Here is a 19,339-nt window from a genome sequence, read left to right as displayed (position 1 = left end):
CAAGAGTATATCTTGTCTTTTCAATTATTGCTGAAATTTTTCTAATCTTGCTTTCGAGATTCGATATTTTTCTGTAATTGGTAATTGGTAATATAGAAGTTTCCTGATATTGGTTGCTGAAGTTTGATTCATATAGATTAGTTTTTAATTGTTATTTTTACCTGTAAAACTAAATGTAGGTTATAAGATTAACCAAGAAAATTACTTATCATAATGATTTGAATTAATGAGTAGCGATAATTACAAAATATCATATCTCCCTAGCACAACCAAGTTGCTTTTTTCGATGTAGTCTGCGCTTAAAAATATTTAATAGGATTCTTATCGTAAGTAAAAGGGTTTAAGACCCCTACCTCTATACTTAGTATCATTTACCCTAAGGGATCTTGCTACAGTCGGGGTTTAAATCCCCGTCTGAAGGCGAACAGCGTGCTGTAAGCAAAATGTTTTGAATTTTGAATTTTGAATTTTGAATTTCCCCTACACCCTTGATTTTTCGTTTTCATGGGTAAGTTCGATTGATTTTATAAATAGTCTCTTATTGCTTGATGTAGCTAATAAAAATTATTCGACTTCTGCCAAATCATCAGACTTTTTACCTAATGAATCACTTGCAAGAAAACCAGAAATAGCAAAGAGCATCCAACCGAAACATACTTGCTTCCTTGTTTGCCAATCTTGTCTATTATTGATAGTAGGAATTGGTTGACTATTCATCTCTAATTGCCAGCAAATCATGCCACCTATACCGAACAATACAGCACTAACGATAGAGGAAATTGTCACAGTTCTAAATATCCAGGAAGCAAAATTTTGTTCCATCCGTAAACGCCTGACAGCGCGGCGATTACGAATCATACTTAATTCGTCTTTGTTCAGACTGAGTGGAGCTAGTGGATAGGTTATTTGTTGATTTCCCATCATTTTTGTCACCTAATATCTCCTTCTACGTCATATATGATATCCATAACTGTGGTTATATATAAACTTTCGTCGGAGATAATTTATCAAGTAAATGTCAAGATAAAAAGTTTAAACAAGTGCTGGTTCTGGAAGCAAATACCCAAAGATATAAGTAGGACAGCATAAATATTTGGAGTCGGGAATAGTCAGCTATGCTGAAGGAATGAGGATGGAGGATTTTAGTTCATACTTCTTAACTAAGATAGTTTTGTTTTTTGACGGCCGACTTACTTAAGAAAGAGATTTGATTATTACAAAAATATAAATATCTATTAGGAGTACTAGAACAACAGTTTTGGTTTGTTTACGAATCTTGAAGACATGGTGTGAGAAACCAAAATCTATTTTTTTTTGCTATGGTGATCCCAAAGGAATTATTAAGCGCACAGCGAAGTATAAACAGTATTGATCGTGTTGATGGTGCTGCGATGGCGTTCTGAACGATCGCCAAAAGAACAAAAATAAAAAACTAATTCTCCAGAACCAAAGCATTAATAAGGGAGGTAATACTGATGGTGACAGTATCTCAAAACACTTTGGCAAAATGTTCTCAAGAGGAATCGCTGGTTCTCTGGCTTGATAAAGTTGGCATTAAAGATATTGCCTTAGTGGGGGGTAAAAATGCCTCATTGGGGGAAATGATTCAACAGCTGACACCCAAAGGTGTGAACGTACCGACAGGATTTGCTACTACTGCTTACGCTTATCGTTATTTTATCCAATCGGCTGGGTTAGAAGCCAAGTTACGGGAACTTTTTGCAGATTTGGATGTGGAGGATGTGAGAAATTTACAAGAAAGGGGACTAAAAGCGCGATCGCTCCTCATGCACACCCCATTTCCTGTAGAGTTACAACAGGCGATCGCCTCTGCTTATGAAAGTTTGTGTAAGCAGTACAATCCTGATACAGATGTCGCTGTCCGTTCCAGCGCTACCGCCGAAGACTTACCAGATGCAAGTTTTGCTGGACAACAAGAAACTTATCTCAACGTAGTTGGCGCAGAAGAAGTATTAGCAGCTTGTCATAAATGCTTTGCTTCCCTATTTACAGACCGCGCCATTTCCTATCGCCATACTAAGGGATTTGATCACTTTAGCGTCGCTTTGGCTGTGGGTGTGCAGAAAATGGTACGTTCTGACCTAGCCACCTCTGGGGTGATGTTCTCTATTGACACAGAAACAGGTTTTAAAGATGCAGCCTTAATTACAGCCGCCTATGGTTTAGGTGAAAATGTTGTCCAAGGCGCAGTTAATCCAGATGAATATTGTGTATTTAAGCCGACATTAAAAGCAGGATTTAAACCAATTATTGATAAAAAATTGGGCAGTAAAGAATTAAGAATGGTCTATGATGAAGGCTCCCAATCTACTAAAAATGAAGCAGTATCAATAGTAGAACAAAATAAATTTGCTCTCAGTGACGCAGACATTTTACAACTGGCTCATTGGGCTTGTTTAATTGAAGATCATTATTCTCAAGCCCACGGTAGTTACACCCCAATGGATATTGAATGGGCGAAAGATGGCATCACCAACCAACTTTTTGTAGTGCAAGCACGTCCAGAAACGGTGCAGTCCCAGAAGAATGGGAATGTGTTGCGGAGTTATCGGTTGGGAATGGTGAGTCAGCGCGGTCTTGGGGGTTTCCCCCATGAGCGACTGACGAACCCCGAAGGGGGGACTGGGGAGAAAACACAGAATATATCACTCCTCCCCCTCGTGACTGGACGCGCTATTGGTGAAGCCATTAGCCAGGGGAAAGCGCGGGTAATTTTAGATGCCAAACAAATAGAAGAATTCCAAGCTGGGGAAGTGTTGGTGACGGAGAGAACTGACCCTGACTGGGAACCAATTATGAAACGTGCCAGTGCAATTATTACCAATTCTGGTGGTCGTACTTGTCATGCGGCTATTATCGCACGGGAATTGGGTGTGCCGGCGATCGTTGGTTGTGGTAACGCCACCCAGGTGTTAAAGACTGGTCAAGAGGTGACGGTTTCTTGTGCGGAGGGTGAAGAAGGTAAAGTCTATCCAGGGTTATTACCTTTTGAAGTTAAAGAAGTTCCCTTAGAAAACTTACCCCGCACCCATACCCAAATTTTGATGAATGTGGGTAATCCCCAAGAAGCGTTTAGTTTATCAGCAATTCCTAATGATGGTGTTGGTTTAGCCAGGACAGAGTTTATCATTGCTAACCAAATTCAAGTCCATCCCTTGGCGTTGATTCACTACGACAAATTAGCGGATGCAGAACAAAAAGCCAAAGTTGCAGCTATCACCGCCACGTATGATGATAAACCCCAATATTTTGTGGATAAATTAGCCCAAGGTGTGGGCAGAATTGCCGCAGCTTTTTATCCCAAACCTGTAATTGTGCGAATGTCCGATTTTAAGAGTAATGAATATCGCAACCTTGCAGGGGGTTCCCAATTTGAACCAGATGAAGAAAACCCGATGCTGGGTTGGCGGGGGGCTGCACGTTATTATGATCCAGGGTACAGAGAAGGTTTTGCTTTAGAATGCCATGCTATCAAGCGGGTGCGGGATGAGATGGGGTTAACTAACGTTATTCCCATGATTCCTTTCTGTCGCACACCAGAGGAGGGACGCTTGGTTTTAGCAGAGATGGCGAAACATGATTTAAAACAAGGTGTGAATGACTTGCAGATTTATGTAATGTGCGAGTTACCAAGTAACGTCATTTTGGCTGAACAGTTTGCAGAGGTGTTCGACGGTTTCTCCATTGGTTCCAACGACTTGACTCAGCTGACACTAGGATTAGATAGAGATTCAGCTTTGGTGGCTCGACTATTTGACGAACGTAGCCCAGCTGTGAAACAAATGGTGAAAATGGCGATCGCCTCTGCAAAAAAACAACGCCGCAAAATCGGCATCTGTGGACAAGCACCAAGCGATTACCCAGAATTTGCCCAGTTTTTGGTAGAAGAAGGCATTGATTCTATTAGTCTCAATCCCGATTCTGTGTTAAAAACGATGCTGGAAATAGCTAAGGTGGAACAGCAAAGCTGAGGCAAGAGGTAAATCAATTCAAAATTCAAAATTCAAAATACCCTACGGGAAGCTAAAGCTACAAAATTCAAAATTACAGAATTGCTTACTCCGCACTCGTCTTACATCCTGGCTAAGGCAGACACTTTAGAAAGCTTATCTTTAGATAATCCTTCCAGTTCGTTGACATGAAGCCAGCCATCTTTGACTAACCCAGCAAAGACAAACAACAGAGCCGAGTATTGGTAATCGTATTTACCCTCGATTTCATGCCTTCTAGCACTTAAGAAATCGTGTAACTGCCAAAGCTCGTCCAACTCTACAAGTGTGCTGGCTTCTTTTTGAACCTGTTTCAGCAAAGCCTCGATCTCTCGCTTGTAAGCTTGATCAAAGGCTGTTCTAGCTATCTTCTTCTCAATATCAGTCCACTCGGCTTCACTCACGTGCATGACTCAATCTTAAACTGGTGTATTAATTGTGTTTGCTCAGAATAATTGAGCGCCCTTGGTTAAGAGAGCGCTCACCGCGATAATTAATTTTTTAGTTTTTTGTTATTTTCCCTTAGCGAACCAAGTTTAAAAGTTCCTTGGGAGAGGCTAACAAGTCAATAGCTACGAAGAATATTTTACCTTGGGGGTTGAGCAAGAAGCGCCAAGCCATGTTCATCCCTACTGCTGCACCAAACCAAGGAGTCTGAACTTTACCTGTTACTTTCACCTGAGTGTAACCATCCTCTGCGGGTTCAGCTACACCGCGCTCTGGGAGCAAGTTAAGGTTCTGGCATTCTTCACGGAAGAACCGCAGAATTGCATCCTTACCAACGATTGGTCTTTGGAAGGGAGGCTGTAAAGCTCCATCCTCCACGAACAACTTGATCAGTTCATCAAAGTCATTAGCGTTCAAGTTGTTCATGTAATTCAACACAGTGGGATTGTTAATTCCCTCAATGGTGACTTGAACACGTTGGGAAATATCTTTAGGTGCAACTACTGGTTCAGAAACTCTTGTATAGCCGCCTAGTTTAGCTGCATCAAATCCCATGTCTACAACAGAACTGCGAAGGACGGTAATCTGTTGTCCTTGATCCAGACTTTTCAGGGTTTCCAATACGGCATTAGCATTGGCTGAAAGCTGATAGCCAGCAGGAATTGGTGCAACAACACCTTGCTCCATCCATTCTCCCAGTTGATTCCAAAAACCTAGCTTGATATTAGGTGACCAAGTAGCATAGGTGCGGCAAATGGGCGTATCTGTGTGGTTTGCCAGATCGCACATAACCTGAGTTTGTTCTTCAAAGGTCATTTCTTTGATTTGCTTGAGAATGCCTTCTGCAAACTGCATACTAGCTGCACCAGGGGCTGCAACAGTAATGGTTTTACCCATCTCTAAGAAAGCGAACCATGTCCATGCCAGTTGATCTTCTGCACTGAGTTGGTTGAATCGTGCAGTCAGCGCTGGCACTGCATCAGCCTGTAACGTGTTGGGGAAGATACGACGGGCGGAATCGATAGTAATTGCCATACAGAGAGCTACCTAGCGAAGTTTTTACCTGACAAGAGGCGAAGCAAAAAGTTTCAGAGGATACAATTTTGCTCCTGTGTCTAAAAGTATCACAAAAGTTTGCATAAATTAAAAAAACTTTACATTTTTCTCAAGGGACTGGCTTAATAAAAAGCTGTAGCTATTGAATAGTCTACTTTTCAGCCCTCAATCCTTGTTTACAAAAAATGCTTATCTATAGGACTCATAGTTGATTTTTGAAATATACGTAGGGTGGGCAATGCCCACCGGCTCATGGTTTTGGTGGGCATTGCCCACCCTACAGATACTACAGATACTGAGAATTTTATGCCCAAGCGCAGGCTACGCCAACAGGAATCAAATCGGATTCCTATATAAATTATTTAATTTGGTAGGATGCGTCAGTGCGATAGAGTCTCTATGAATCAATTCAAAATTCAAAATAAAAAAAGTTTTTGTGGTGTAGGTATCTTCCCTGTACTAGACGGGCTAGAAGTTCAGAACAGTCAAAAGTCAACGGTCAAGACAGTTTTATACTAATGACTATTGACTAATGACTATTGACTAATGACTAAAAATTGGTATCGAATTGGCTTGGTCGGTATATTCTTACTGTCCCTGTCCTTACGGTTTTGGGGACTAGATAGATTTAATACTTTGGTATTTGATGAAATTTACTACGCTAAATTTGGTCATAACTATCTCAACCACATACCATTTTTCGATGGTCATCCACCCTTAGGCAAATACATGATTGCTGTGGGAATGTGGTTGAGTAGCTATATTCCTTTTTGGCAAGAGGGCGTAAATGGATTAACTGGTGCATTGCGCTCTCCTTGGAGTTATCGTTGGGTTAATGCTCTATCTGGCTCATTTATTCCGTTAATTATTGCCAATATCGCTTATCAAATAAGTTATCGACGCAGCTTTGCTTTACTTGCTGGTTTATTCACGGCTTGCGATGGTTTGTTTATTGTAGAATCTCGTTACGCACTCATCAATATTTATATCGTCATATTTGGCTTATTAGGGCAATGGTTATTTTTATTAGCATTAGCTAGTCAAAAGCAGAGACGTAATTTATGTTTAGTCCTAGCTGGCATAGCTTTTGGTTGTTCAATTGCCACAAAATGGAATGGTTTATTTTATTTAGTAGGTATTTATTTAATTTGGAGTATAGGTTGGATTTGGCAGTTCATTACATCCAAAAATCAACCAAAAGATAATTCTACTGCTGATGGGGAGTCTGTTATTCCTCGGACATCACTCTACAAAATAACACAAATAAATATTGGACAAATTTTATTTTTCTTAGGGATTATCCCCACTGTAATTTATAGTTTGATTTGGATACCACATTTACAAATAAATCCTAAATATGGATTTATTAAAGTACATCAAGAAATATTAGGCTTTCACGAACGTCTTGGAGGTAATACGGCTCAAGTACATCCTTACTGCGCTGCTTGGTATAAATGGCCGTTGATGATTCGGCCGATGGCATATTATTATCAAACGGCGCAAAGCGTTAATGATCCATTACCCGTTTTAGGGCCGCCTTTGCCTAGTGGTGCAGGGAAAGCGATTTATGATGTTCATGCAATGGGTAATCCTTTCTTATGGTGGTTTGGCGTTGCTGCATTATTATTTTTGCTGGGGATGCTGATAGCAAAAGTGATGATTCCTGTGGTAAAAGAAAAGCGCTTTTCTTTGCCAGCTAAACTTTCTGTTGATACTTGGATTGCTTTATATATAGTCTGGAATTACGCTATCAATTTATTACCTTGGACGAGGGTATCGCGGTGTGTTTTTATCTATCACTACATGACAGGTGTAGTATTTGCATTTTTAGCGATCGCCTGGTTTGTTGATCAATGTCTGCGTAGTTATTATCGCCCATTGCGGCTCGTCGGGGTGACGATTTCCTTTGTAATTATTGCTGCGCTTATTTTTTGGCTCCCCGTTTATTTAGGTTTACCCCTTTCTCCTGAGGGTTACAAAATGCGGATGTGGTTTAAATCTTGGGTATAGAAGGAAAAATCCCCAGTTTGTCCAAGCAACTAGGGAATTTTCAACTATTACAGAGGAATTATGCTGGCTTTAACTCATCCAAGGCTAGATTCAATTGCAAAACATTAACCCCCGGTTCACCAAAAATGCCTAGAAATCGGCTATCAGTATTTTGAGTAATTAAAGTTTCTAGCTGTTGGGGTGGGAGTTGGCGCATTTTGGCTATACGGGAAACTTGCGCTCTGGCAGCTTCAGGGGTAATGTGGGGGTCAAGACTGGAACCAGAAGTATAGACTAAATCGGCAGTTGGTTGGATACCAGCTGTTTGCAACCGACTTAAGTCTTCATCTTTGATACGTTTGATTAATTGGGGGTTACTAGGAGCCAAATTACTAGCACCAGAAATTCCTGTTTGTAAAACTAGATTATCATCTTTGTTTGGGTTAGCCGTGCTGTAGACAGTGGTACTAGGACGAGAGTTAAAATAGCGATCGCTAGTAAAAGGTTGACCGATTAAAGTCGAACCCAAAACTTGACCCCGGCTATCCCTAACTAAACTACCGTTTGCCTGATAGGGAAATACAATCTGTCCAAAAGCAATCATGAAAAAAGGATAAATCACAGCAGCAATTACCCAGAGTACAAAACTAGAACGAATTGCCCTGCTAGCTTCGCGTGCAAAACTCATTAGAACTTCTCCGGTATAAACATCACAAAAAATAGATAAATAGACAGACTCAACGTCACTACCCCTAAAAGCCCCAAAGCCCAAGCCTGTGTACGGGAAAACTCATCACCAGTAGCCGCATAAACAACAGGTGCAACCACAAGGTTAAAACACATTCCCAAAAAGATAGACAAAGGCAATCTACGCCCACCAAAAACCAAAGACCTTCTCATATCTTCATTCCTCAAAAAAACTCCGCGCAACTCTGCGTTTCCCCTACTAAGAAAAAGGCAAAATCACATCAATTAATTTGATGGCAATAAAAGGCGCAATAATACCACCAAGACCATAAATAAAGATGTTACGTCTTAATAATTGGTCTGCCGTTAGTGATCTAAACTTCACACCTTGAAGCGCCAAAGGAATCAACGCCGGAATAATCAGGGCGTTATAAATCAGCGCCGAAATAATTGCCGATTGGGCGCTTTTTAAACCCATAATATTCAGCGCACCAATACCAGCAGCCCCAAAGATAGTAGGCAGAATGGCAAAATATTTAGCGATGTCATTAGCAATAGAAAAAGTTGTCAAAGCGCCACGAGTAATCAACAACTGTTTACCAATAGTGACTAAATCAATTAATTTAGTGGGATCAGAATCCAAATCCACCATATTAGCGGCTTCTTTGGCGGCTTGTGTCCCAGAGTTCATTGCCAAACCCACGTTAGCTTGCGCCAAGGCTGGGGCATCATTAGTACCATCCCCGGTCATAGCGACTAACTTACCCTGAGATTGTTCATTGCGAATTACATCAATCTTGTCTTCTGGTGTTGCTTCGGCAATAAAATCATCAACCCCAGCTTCTTGTGCAATGACACTAGCAGTAATGTGATTGTCCCCTGTGAGCATAATTGTCTTGACACCCATCCGCCGCAGTTGCTCAAACCTTTCTCGCAAACCGGATTTGACAATATCTTTAAGATAGATAACTCCAAAAATTTGGTCATCCTGACAGACAGCTAAAGGTGTACCCCCCAACAAAGAAACCCGCTCATAGGCTGCATCAAGGTCAGGAGGAACAGAACCACCACGAGAACGGATAAAGCCCTTAATAGCGTCTACTGCACCTTTACGAACTTGCTTTCCGTTGGGTAAATTAGTGCCACTCATGCGAGTTTTGGCGGAAAATTCCACACCTTCTGCTTGGTTAAGATTAAAATCTGCCAGAATTTTGTATTTTTCTGCAAGTTTGACAATTGATTTGCCTTCTGGAGTTTCATCAAACAGACTGGCTAATTTCGCAATTCTCGCCACATCTTCAACTGTGTAGTTATTCACAGGGATAAACTCATCAGCCATGCGGTTTCCGAAGGTGATAGTACCTGTTTTATCTAACACTAAACTATTGATATCACCGCAGGCTTCCACTGCTCGTCCAGAGGTAGCAATGACGTTAAATTGAGCTACCCTATCCATCCCGGCGATACCAATGGCACTGAGCAAACCGCCTATAGTTGTGGGAATCAAAGCTACTAATAGAGAAATCAGAATAGCTATACTTGCACCTGCGCGTAAACTGTTTGCTGCCTCTGCCCCAAATGCAGTGCTGATAAAGTTAGCAATGTAGTTCACAAAAGAGGGCATGGTTGCCACTACGATTAAGAAAACCTGCGTTAGTACAGCTAACAATACCGTTAAAGCAATCTCATTCGGAGTTTTAGAACGTTCTGCCCCTTCTACAAGGGAAATCATCCGGTCAATAAAACCCTGACCAGGATCAGCAGTAATCCGAATTATCAATTCATCTGAGAGTAAGCGTGTTCCTCCAGTGACAGAACTGGCAATATCTGTACCCGGTTGCTTCAGGACAGGGGCAGATTCGCCTGTAATGGCTGACTCATCCACTGAGCCAATACCCTGTATGACTTCCCCATCGCCGGGAATCATATCATTGGCCACTACCTTGATGACATCGCCTCGTCGCAGTTGTGTAGAACCGATTTTTTCTAGAGAACCATTGGGTAAGACTTTCCAGGCGATGGTATCGGAACGGGTAGCTTTTAAACTATCTGCTTGCGCTTTACCTCGTCCTTCCGCTACGGCTTCAGCAAAGTTGGCAAATAAAACTGTGAAAAACAAAATCAAGGTAATCAACCCGTTGAGTAGACGTTGTTGGTTAACATTTGCCTGTACTGTTCCGAAGAGATTGGGGTTAAGAGTGACGAGAAATGTCACAATTGTCCCCACCCAAACAATAAACATTACAGGGTTTCTAGCGGCTACTTTGGGGTGGAGTTTAACAAATGATTCTTTAATAGCTCTTTGGTAGAGTCCTCGCATATCTGTTTTAGGAGTACGTTGGCGCGAGTCACGAGTTTCATGAGGGAGACGAGATGGCGATCGCATAAAGTTGGGTGAGAGTTGACAAATTACGAATTACCAATCCAAAACGCTTCACCAATGGGGCCGAATGCTAGTAAAGGAAAGAATGTCAGTGCGCCGAGGATTAAAATGACACCGGCTGTTACCCCTGTGAATAGTCCTGTGTCGGTTCGCAATGTCCCAGCTGTGAAGGGGACTTGTTGTTTACGGCAGATACTATCGGCTAGGAATAGCAAGCCGATGATGGGGATATAACGCCCTGCTAGGAGACTAAAGGAAGTGCTGAGGTTCCACCATAAGCCTGTGATTGTTGGTTGTGCGCCAGAGGCGATCGCCAAGGGTGATGGTTGACTATCTCCTAGTCCTTCAAATCCTGAACCGTTGTTAGCGGCGGCGGAAGCGTATTCATAAATCACTTGAGCGAAGCCGTGAAAACCTGGGTTACTGATTCCTGCTAACTGTTCGCTGAAAGCCAAGGTGATGGCTGATGGAATCATGATGGCTATGGGGTGAACTAAGAGAATGAGAAAACTTGCTAGCACTACTTCGCGTTTTTCGATTTTGCGTCCGAGAAATTCGGGTGTACGTCCTACCATCAAACCTGTGACAAATACTGCCAAAATTAGGTAAGCGAACAAGTAAGCTGTTCCGGTTCCTTGCCCACCCCAGATAATTTGTAGGAACATATTTGACAGGGTGACAAAACCCCCGTTGGGCATGAATGAATCGTGCAAACTGTTGACAGCACCGCACATGGTGGCGGTTGTACTCACGGCAAACAGTACAGACTGCGCCCAACCAAACCGGACTTCTTTACCTTCTAGGTTCGGTTGTATACTCCCCAATAGTGCGTTTACATCTGGGTTGCCGTTATATTCCCCAATGGCAGTGATGATAATAAAAGCTAGATAAATTACACCTACCATGCCATAGACTAACCAAGCTTGTTTAATGTTGTTGGCAAATAAGCCGTAGGTGTAAATCAAGGCAGTGGGAATCGATAACATCGCCACAATCTCTATTAAGTTGGAAAACCCGTTGGGATTCTCGAATGGATGTGCCGAGTTGATGGCAAAAAAGCCGCCGCCGTTCTCTCCCAATTGTTTGATAATTTCGTAGTGGGCAACAGGGCCACGAGCGATCGCCTGACTAATGTTAGGATTTTCTATGGTGGGTAATACAATCGGCCCTGCCAATGTTTCCGGCACACCCGCAGCCATGAGCGCAATACCACCCACAATACAAATAGGTAGCAAAATCCTTGTGATGGTGCGGGTTAGGTCTACGTAAAAATTACCCAATGGTCTACCTGTCAACCCGCGAATAAAGGCAATGGCTACAGCCAGCCCTGTTGCGGCTGAGGTGAACATATGATAACCCAGTCCAAACATTTGACTACCATAGCTGAGGTAGGTCTCTCCTGAGTAGTGCTGTTGGTTGGTGTTGGTAATAAAGGATATAGCTGTATGCAGTGCTGTATCCCAAGTTGGCGCACCTATATTTGTAGGATTTAAAGGCAACCATCCCTGATTCATTATCAGCAAAAACACCAACAATCCCATCACGAAATTGCTATACAAAATGGCTCGTGCATATTGCCAACCAGTCATATTTTCTCTAGTTTGAACACCAATTAAGACGTAAATTAATCGCTCAACTGGGTTCAAAATCGTGTCAAGGACGGTACGTTGTTCTTGATAAACACGCGCCATGTATCGCCCGAAAACAGGAGTAATGGCTACTACAATCAGTAGTGTTAAGGCGATTTGTAACCAACCTTGTAACATTGGTATTTTGAATTAGTAAAACGTAATATTAACTACATAATTGTTTTGTTTGTTGTAGAAATCAAGGGATAGAAAAATATAAAATCTATTTATTTTTTATATATAGTGTTTAGTCCTAAATCTATATCAGTGTTTATATATCTTCTAAACGCAAAATTTTGTATAATTGATGAATATATAATGCGATGTGCGACTTATTTTTGAAACCCCTCTCCATAGCTTGCTACTCTACGAGTTCTCCGCAGGAGTACCCGCAGGGTACCTCTCTCCTGAAACTGTAGAGACGTTGCATGCAACGTCTCTACTTTGAATCTCCCCTTCCCTGCAACGCGAACGACACACTGCGCGAACGCAGGGAAGGTGTTGGGGGTTAGGTCTGAGAGAAAATTGCACACGGCGTTATATAGGAACCTGACTTAATTCTGGAAATTATTTGCTTAGGTAGGAAACAGTAAACAAGTTAGGTAGAGGTATACTGACTTTTTTATAGATCAAATATGAGTTTTATAACCAAATTACGAATTAATATAAATGCTAGCCCGACGAACTAAATTACTATCCCAAAACTCATTTTTGGTAAAAGCCTCAGTTATCTTAGGGCTATTGATCACAGTGATTTCTATGGAGTTTTCTACGCCAACAGAATATGTATTTGGATATCTTTATACTGGGCCAATTCTGTTAGCGAATCACTGGTTTGGACGTACAGCAACTTTATTGACGACATTTATTGCTGTATTTTTAACAATTGTGAATCTTTGGCTTCCCGATCATGAAGTGATTAGGTTTCCTACAGTTGCTAGTCGGACGATCGCCTGTATGTCCTTGATTGTAACAGGGATTTTAAGCGATCGCCTGCGTCGTTCTCAAGAGGCGATCGCCCTCACCCGTGCCAAACTAGAATCACAGGAAGAATTAGTCAGACTGCGGGAAGATTTTGCTTCTACTCTCACCCACGATTTGAAAACACCGCTTTTGGGTGCTATTGAAACTCTCAAAGCTGTTCAACAAGAAAAATTTGGTGCGGTATCATCAGCACAGCAGCCAGTGTTAGCCACAATTATCCGCAGCCATCAAACTTCTCTACAACTTCTAGAAACTTTATTAGATATCTATCGCAATGATACAGAAGGTTTACAGCTAAATTTAATTCCTGTGGATTTAACCACTTTGGCAGAGGAAGCAGCGAGTACACTGATTGATTTGGCTGCTAGTCGGCGAGTTCATATATCGTTTAATTATGGTGACTCTGATTGGCGGCGATCACTGTGGGTAAACGGTGACCCTCTGCAACTGCAACGGGTGTTGTATAATCTCCTAGTCAATGCTATCAATCATTCTCGGCGGGGCGATCGTGTAGAGGTTATATTAGAAACCCAGGCTTCCTATCAAGTAGTAAAAATTTCCGATACTGGTGCAGGTATTCAAGCAGAACAGTTTCCCCATTTATTTGAACGATTTTATCAAGGCCATAGTGAACGCCAAGCCAAAGGTTCAGGTTTAGGACTTTATTTATCTCGACAAATTATTGCAGCTCATAACGGTATAATTTGGGCAGAGAATAGAGTTCCTACGGGTGCTATGTTTGCATTCAAATTGCCTGTTCTCCCATTTCAGCCCTCTTTATCTGCGTCAGATGGCTTCTAACCCTGTAAAAATTCTCTTGGTTGAAGATGATGAACTCTTTCGCTTAGGCTTGCGCGTGCGATTACAACAAGAAGCAGGTTTAGAAATTATTGCTGAGGCTGAAGATGGTGAAACAGCCCTTGATTTAATCAAGCAAAACTCTCTGGATGTGGTGTTATTAGATGTAGGATTACCAGGGTTGGGGGGAATAGAAGCTTGTAAACAAATTAAGCAGCAAAATCCTCAACTACCAATTTTGGTTTTGACTTCCCATTCCCAAAAACCGTTAATTTCTAAATTAATTGAAGCAGGCGCTCAAGGATATTGTCTCAAAGGAATTATCGCCGAAAAATTAGTATTGGCACTGCGTTCTGTAGCGGCTGGGGCTTCTTGGTGGGATGAAACTGCAACGAGGGAAATTCGCTCTTCTATTGAGTCTAGCCAGTCTCAACTACCAGAACAAAATTTCACAAAATCTGATCACCCTTTAACTGGACGTGAATTAGAAATTTTAGCTTTATTAGCCAAAGGGAAAACGAATCAGGAAATTGCTACGGCGCTCTACATTACCCCTGGAACAGTTAGAGTTCATGTTCATGCTATTCTACACAAACTAGAGGTTAGCGATCGCCATCAAGCTGTAGTTGTTGCTTTACAAAAACGATTGATTCAAAATAGTGCGATCGCAGATTAATAGTCTACCCGTTTGGGTAATTCAAAATAAAAAATTTATCCAAATTTTTTATTCCTGATATAAGGGTCTTGCAGCGTAAAAAATATCCAAATGTAGGGTGCATCAGGATGAATAATTTCTGAGTATAGTTAGGTTATGTCGCTCTGACGCACCCTACCAAACTGAACAATAACTATAATCAGATTTTGTTTACATAGCTAAATATATACGGTTTAATCAATCACCGCTTTTTTACATTTCTTATCTCTAGGTATCTTTTCCGACTGTTAGACTGTTAGCGCAAGCAGTAAGTAATTTGTAGTTAGTAATTAGTAATGGCTTAAATTAAGGAATGTAAATAATTAATTACTTAGCTTAAAAAATATATCGACTCTAATTTTGATGATTCCAGGGAATCAAAGAGGATTGTTATGAGAATAGACTTAGAATCACCCAATATTAATGTTACTAGTTTAAAAGAAGCGCCAATTCATCTTTCCGGACAGATTCAACCACATGGTGTGCTTTTGGTTTTAGAAGAACCGGGTCTGAAAATATTACAAGTGAGCAACAATACTTGGAGTATTTTAGGTATCAATGCTGAAGATATATTACAAAAAAAATTAGAAGATTTACTCGATTCATTCCAAATAGAACGAATTCAAGCAGGCTTATCTTCTGGGAATCTGGAATTTATTAACCCTACAAAAATTTGGATTAGAAAAAAGGGGGATGATTACGCAGTATTTGATGCAGTTTTTCATCGCAATACGGAAGGCTTCTTGATTCTGGAGTTAGAACCAGCAATTACTCAAGAAAATATCCCTTTTTTAAGCTTTTATCATCTGGCTAAAGCTTCAATTAATCAGTTGCAGAAAACAGCTAATTTGCGGGATTTTTGTCAGATAATTGTCCAAGAAGTCCGAAAAGTCACCGATTTTGATCGGGTAATGTTATATAAATTCGATGATGATGGACATGGTTCAGTCATCGCGGAAGAAAAACTAGACAGCCTAGAACCATACTTAGGACTGCACTATCCAGAATCAGATATTCCTAAACCAGCCAGAAAATTATTTATTTCTAATTCCATCCGGGTGATTCCCAATGCTCAGGCTCAGGCTATACAGATGATACCTGCTTTGAACCCAGTGAGCGATCGCCCGGTTGATTTAACTAACTCAATTCTCAGAAGTGCGGCGAACTGTCACCTGGAATATTTACACAATATGGGTGTCGGTGCTTCTCTAACTATTTCCTTAATTAAAGACAATAAGCTTTGGGGGTTAATTGCTTGTCACCATCTGTCAGCCAAATATGTTTCCTATGAATTGCGGAAAGCCTGCGAATTTTTGGGACGGGTGATATTTGCGGAAATTTCCGCCAGGGAAGAAACAGAAGATTACGATTATCGAATGAATCTGACCCATATTCAATCACTGTTGGTTGAATATATGTCCCAAGAAGATAACTTTGTTGATGGTTTAGTTAAACATCAGCCGAATCTTTTAGATTTAACCAGCGCGCAAGGTGCGGCGGTATGTTTTGGCGACCATTGTACATTAATTGGTGAGACTCCCAAAGCAGAAGATTTAGTTTTCTTAGTCCAGTGGTTGAAGAACAACGTTGAGGAAGAAGTTTTCTATACTGATTCTCTACCGCAAGTTTATCCAGATGCGGAAAGATATAAAAATGTCGCCAGTGGTTTGTTAGCGATTCCTATTTCCCAACGTAATTACGTTTTGTGGTTTCGACCGGAAGTAATTCAAACTGTAAACTGGGGTGGCGACCCTAATCAGCCCTTTCAAGTTAATAAGTTAGATGGGAATGTGCGTCTGTGTCCCCGCAAATCCTTTGAGTTGTGGAAAGAAACAGTCCGCCTCACATCTTTACCTTGGCGATATGTAGAAATTAAAGCGGCGTTAGAGTTGCGGAAAGCAATTGTGAACATCGTTCTGCGCCAAGCCGATGAACTGGCGCAGTTAGCGCACGATTTAGAACGTTCCAACGCCGAACTGAAAAAGTTTGCTTATGTTGCATCCCATGACTTACAAGAACCGCTCAATCAAGTAGCGAATTATGTACAGTTGTTGGAAATGCGCTATCAAGATGAACTAGATGCCGATGCCAACGAGTTTATCACCTTTGCCGTCGAGGGTGTGAGCTTGATGCAGACGTTAATCGATGACGTTTTGGCGTATTCTAAAGTAGATACACAAGCGATCGCTTTTCAACTAACAGAAGTAGAAAAAGCCTTAGACAAAGCTTTGGGTAACTTGCGCCAACGTATCGCCGAAACAGGCGCAACCATTACTCACGACCCCTTACCAACGGTAATGGCTGGTAGTACCCAACTTATGCAGCTATTCCAGAATTTGATAGCCAACGCCATTAAATTCCGCAGTGAGGAAGCGCCGCAAATTCATATAGGTGCAGAAAGACTAGAAGACGAATGGCTATTCTCCGTCAGAGATAATGGGATTGGAATTGACCCCCAATTTAGCGATCGGATTTTCGTAATTTTCCAACGCTTACACACGCGAGACGAGTATCATGGTACAGGTATGGGTCTAGCAATTTGTAAGAAAATTATCGAATGTCACCGGGGACGAATCTGGGTAGAGTCACAACTTGGTGAAGGTGCTACCTTCTACTTTACGATACCAGTTGGAGGTCGAGAGCGTGAGCGTAGAAACGGAAGAAAAACACAAAACAATCTTTTTAGTTGAGGACAATAAAGCCGATATCCGCCTTATCCAAGAAGCCTTTAAAAATAGCCAATTGCCCCACGAAGTGGTAACAGTTAGAGATGGTATGGACGCAATGGCCTATCTGCGCCGGGAAGGAGAGTATACCCATGCACCGCGTCCAGACCTAATTCTCTTGGATTTGAACCTACCCAGAAAGGACGGTAGAGAAGTACTGGCGGAAATCAAAGCTGACCCCGTACTTAAACGGATACCAGTAGTAGTTTTAACAACATCCAGAAACGAAGACGACATTTTTCACAGCTACGACCTACACGTAAACTGCTACATCACCAAATCCCGCAACCTCACCCAACTTTTCCAAATCGTCAAAGGAATAGAAGAGTTTTGGCTCTCTACCGTCACTCTACCACCTGAGTGAGGGCGATGAAAAAGCAGGGGAGCAGGGGAGAAAATTATTAAATTTTGAATTTTGAATTTTGAATTTTGAATTTTGAATCGATTACTCCCCAATCACTACTTTCAAGGGGGTAAAACCAGAAAATTATGGTTGGACGCTCAGTCAGGATTTTATTAATTGAGGATAGCCTCGCAGAAGCTAGGTTATTACAGGAATATTTGCATCAAGCTGAGTCCAAACAATTTGTTCTGGTTCATGTGACGCGATTACAGGAAGCACTCAATGAACTAAAACAGACCAGCTACGATGTGATTTTGTTAGACCTCACCCTACCGGATAGCCAAGGATTATCATCTTTACCCAGATTAATAGGACTCGCTCCCAGCGTACCGATTGTTGTCTTAACAAATACTAACGATGAAGACTTAGCAATTGAAGCAGTCAGACAGGGAGCGCAAGATTATTTAGTTAAGCGACAGGTAAATGTTAATGTCTTGGTTCGTGCTGTATGTTACGCAATCGAGCGTAAGCAAGCATTAGAAACATTACGCACCATGAATACAACCTTAGAAAACCGGGTGGAAGAACGCACGGCTGAATTGGTAAAAGCGCAGGAAATTAACCAGTTTAAATCTGAGTTTGTTTCTATGCTCTCCCATGACATTCGTAATCCCTTGAATACTATTTTGCTAGCTGCTGGGCTGTTGCAAAATAATGAAGACAAATTAACCCAAGAAAAAAAACGTTCTCATTTACAAATGATTCGTTCCGCCATTAAAAATATGGCACAGCTATTAGATGAAGTGTCATTAATAGGTAAAGCTGAATCAGGTAAACTCCAGTGTGAACTTATTGCTATAGATTTGGAAGCATTCTGTCGCCAATTAGTAGCAGAAGCGCAATTAACTATAGGCGAGAAGCAGCTGACTGTAATTTTTACCTGTAATAAATCATTTGACGAAGCCTTATTAGATGAAACCTTGTTGCGTCACATTTTAGGTAATGTATTAGGCAACGCTATTAAATATTCCCTTCCCGGTGGTATGATCCACTTTGAATTGACTGCTAATAATAATGCAGTCATGTTTAAAATTCAAGATTGCGGCATTGGTATTTCTCCAGAAGATCAAAAGAATTTATTTCAATCATTTCATCGTGGGGAAAATGTAGGAGGAATAGCAGGTACTGGTTTAGGGCTAGCTATTGTTAAAAAATGTGTTGATGCTCACGGTGGTGAAATTATTGTTAATAGTGAGGTTGGGGTTGGTACAACGTTTACTATCATCTTGCCATTAATCGACTTTTAAATGTTTGAAATTTTCTCTATATTTCTGTGGTAAAAATTTGTTGGCTACGGAGACTTTTTATAAAATAAATGTTAAGAAAAATGGAACGCAGATGCACGCAGATACACGCGGATGAATTATCCGCAATTGATGGTTCGGTAGGGTGCGTCAGTGCGATAGAACCTAACTATATTCAGAAATTATTCATCCTGACGCACCCTACATTTTAGATATTTCTTATCTGGAAATCTCTAAATAATCCCTCTTTTGTTACTTTAGGAAAAGAAAAATTGACAAGAGATTCAACT

14 protein-coding genes are annotated in these 19,339 nt (G+C 41.2%); 7 read left to right on the top strand and 7 right to left on the bottom strand.

What is annotated here, in order from left to right; translation table 11 throughout:
* Window positions 1–564 precede the first annotated feature (564 nt).
* Window positions 565–924 (bottom strand): hypothetical protein, encoded by a 360-nt coding sequence (locus ACM5QX_RS09540; RefSeq protein WP_414753407.1) that lies wholly within the window; start codon window positions 922–924, stop codon window positions 565–567.
* 551 nt (window positions 925–1,475) lie between these two features.
* Here ACM5QX_RS09540 and ppsA point away from each other — a divergent pair.
* Window positions 1,476–3,992 carry a phosphoenolpyruvate synthase gene (ppsA, locus tag ACM5QX_RS09535; protein ID WP_414753309.1) on the top strand — a complete coding sequence of 839 codons (2,517 nt, stop codon included), beginning with the start codon at window positions 1,476–1,478 and terminating at the stop codon, window positions 3,990–3,992.
* A gap of 101 nt (window positions 3,993–4,093) precedes the next feature.
* Here the strand turns inward: ppsA and ACM5QX_RS09530 are convergent, their stop codons facing one another.
* On the bottom strand, window positions 4,094–4,420 hold the full coding sequence (locus tag ACM5QX_RS09530) for a hypothetical protein (protein WP_190568804.1): 327 nt from the start codon (window positions 4,418–4,420) through the stop codon (window positions 4,094–4,096).
* Between the two features lie 112 nt (window positions 4,421–4,532).
* Window positions 4,533–5,492 (bottom strand): orange carotenoid-binding protein, encoded by a 960-nt coding sequence (locus ACM5QX_RS09525; RefSeq protein WP_414753308.1) that lies wholly within the window; start codon window positions 5,490–5,492, stop codon window positions 4,533–4,535.
* A 567-nt stretch (window positions 5,493–6,059) separates the two neighbouring features.
* Here ACM5QX_RS09525 and ACM5QX_RS09520 point away from each other — a divergent pair.
* Window positions 6,060–7,523 (top strand): dolichyl-phosphate-mannose--protein mannosyltransferase, encoded by a 1,464-nt coding sequence (locus tag ACM5QX_RS09520; protein ID WP_414753307.1) that lies wholly within the window; start codon window positions 6,060–6,062, stop codon window positions 7,521–7,523.
* Between the two features lie 58 nt (window positions 7,524–7,581).
* Here the strand turns inward: ACM5QX_RS09520 and kdpC are convergent, their stop codons facing one another.
* The 4 genes from kdpC to kdpA are packed head-to-tail and all read right to left on the bottom strand — an operon-like array spanning window position 7,582 to window position 12,338.
* The gene (gene kdpC, locus ACM5QX_RS09515) at window positions 7,582–8,190 is read right to left on the bottom strand and encodes a K(+)-transporting ATPase subunit C (RefSeq protein ID WP_414753306.1); all 609 of its coding nucleotides are present in this window, start codon (window positions 8,188–8,190) and stop codon (window positions 7,582–7,584) included.
* Complete coding sequence (locus ACM5QX_RS09510) at window positions 8,190–8,402, bottom strand: potassium-transporting ATPase subunit F (protein ID WP_414753305.1); 213 nt, start codon at window positions 8,400–8,402, stop codon at window positions 8,190–8,192. Before ACM5QX_RS09510 ends, kdpC begins: the two co-directional genes overlap by 1 nt.
* 46 nt (window positions 8,403–8,448) lie before the next feature.
* Window positions 8,449–10,575, bottom strand: a complete 2,127-nt coding sequence (kdpB, locus tag ACM5QX_RS09505; protein ID WP_414753304.1) for a potassium-transporting ATPase subunit KdpB — start codon at window positions 10,573–10,575, stop codon at window positions 8,449–8,451.
* 23 nt (window positions 10,576–10,598) lie between these two features.
* Entirely contained in the window at window positions 10,599–12,338 is a 1,740-nt protein-coding gene (gene kdpA, locus ACM5QX_RS09500) for a potassium-transporting ATPase subunit KdpA (RefSeq protein ID WP_414753303.1), read from the bottom strand.
* Window positions 12,339–12,869: 531 nt separating this feature from the next.
* Here kdpA and ACM5QX_RS09495 point away from each other — a divergent pair.
* The 5 genes from ACM5QX_RS09495 to ACM5QX_RS09475 all read left to right on the top strand — a co-directional run bounded on the left by ACM5QX_RS09495 (window position 12,870) and on the right by ACM5QX_RS09475 (window position 19,052).
* Window positions 12,870–13,985 carry a sensor histidine kinase gene (locus ACM5QX_RS09495; protein WP_414753302.1) on the top strand — a complete coding sequence of 372 codons (1,116 nt, stop codon included), beginning with the start codon at window positions 12,870–12,872 and terminating at the stop codon, window positions 13,983–13,985.
* Entirely contained in the window at window positions 13,975–14,658 is a 684-nt protein-coding gene (locus ACM5QX_RS09490; RefSeq protein ID WP_414753301.1) for a response regulator, read from the top strand. The genes ACM5QX_RS09495 and ACM5QX_RS09490 overlap by 11 nt, the downstream gene beginning before the upstream one ends.
* Before the next feature lie 410 nt (window positions 14,659–15,068).
* A complete protein-coding gene (locus ACM5QX_RS09485; RefSeq protein WP_414753300.1) occupies window positions 15,069–17,366 on the top strand; it encodes an ATP-binding protein in 2,298 nt (765 codons plus the stop codon).
* A complete protein-coding gene (locus ACM5QX_RS09480; protein WP_011320548.1) occupies window positions 17,320–17,766 on the top strand; it encodes a response regulator in 447 nt (148 codons plus the stop codon). The genes ACM5QX_RS09485 and ACM5QX_RS09480 overlap by 47 nt, the downstream gene beginning before the upstream one ends.
* Window positions 17,767–17,891: 125 nt before the next feature.
* Window positions 17,892–19,052 (top strand): ATP-binding protein, encoded by a 1,161-nt coding sequence (locus ACM5QX_RS09475; protein WP_414753299.1) that lies wholly within the window; start codon window positions 17,892–17,894, stop codon window positions 19,050–19,052.
* Window positions 19,053–19,339: the final 287 nt, after the last annotated feature.

This window comes from Anabaena sp. CCY 9910, assembly GCF_963920875.1.
Taxonomy (GTDB): Bacteria; Cyanobacteriota; Cyanobacteriia; order Cyanobacteriales; family Nostocaceae; genus Trichormus; species Trichormus variabilis.
The sequence above is the reverse complement of the archived record's forward strand: the minus strand, read 5'-3'. Positions and strand labels throughout refer to the sequence as shown.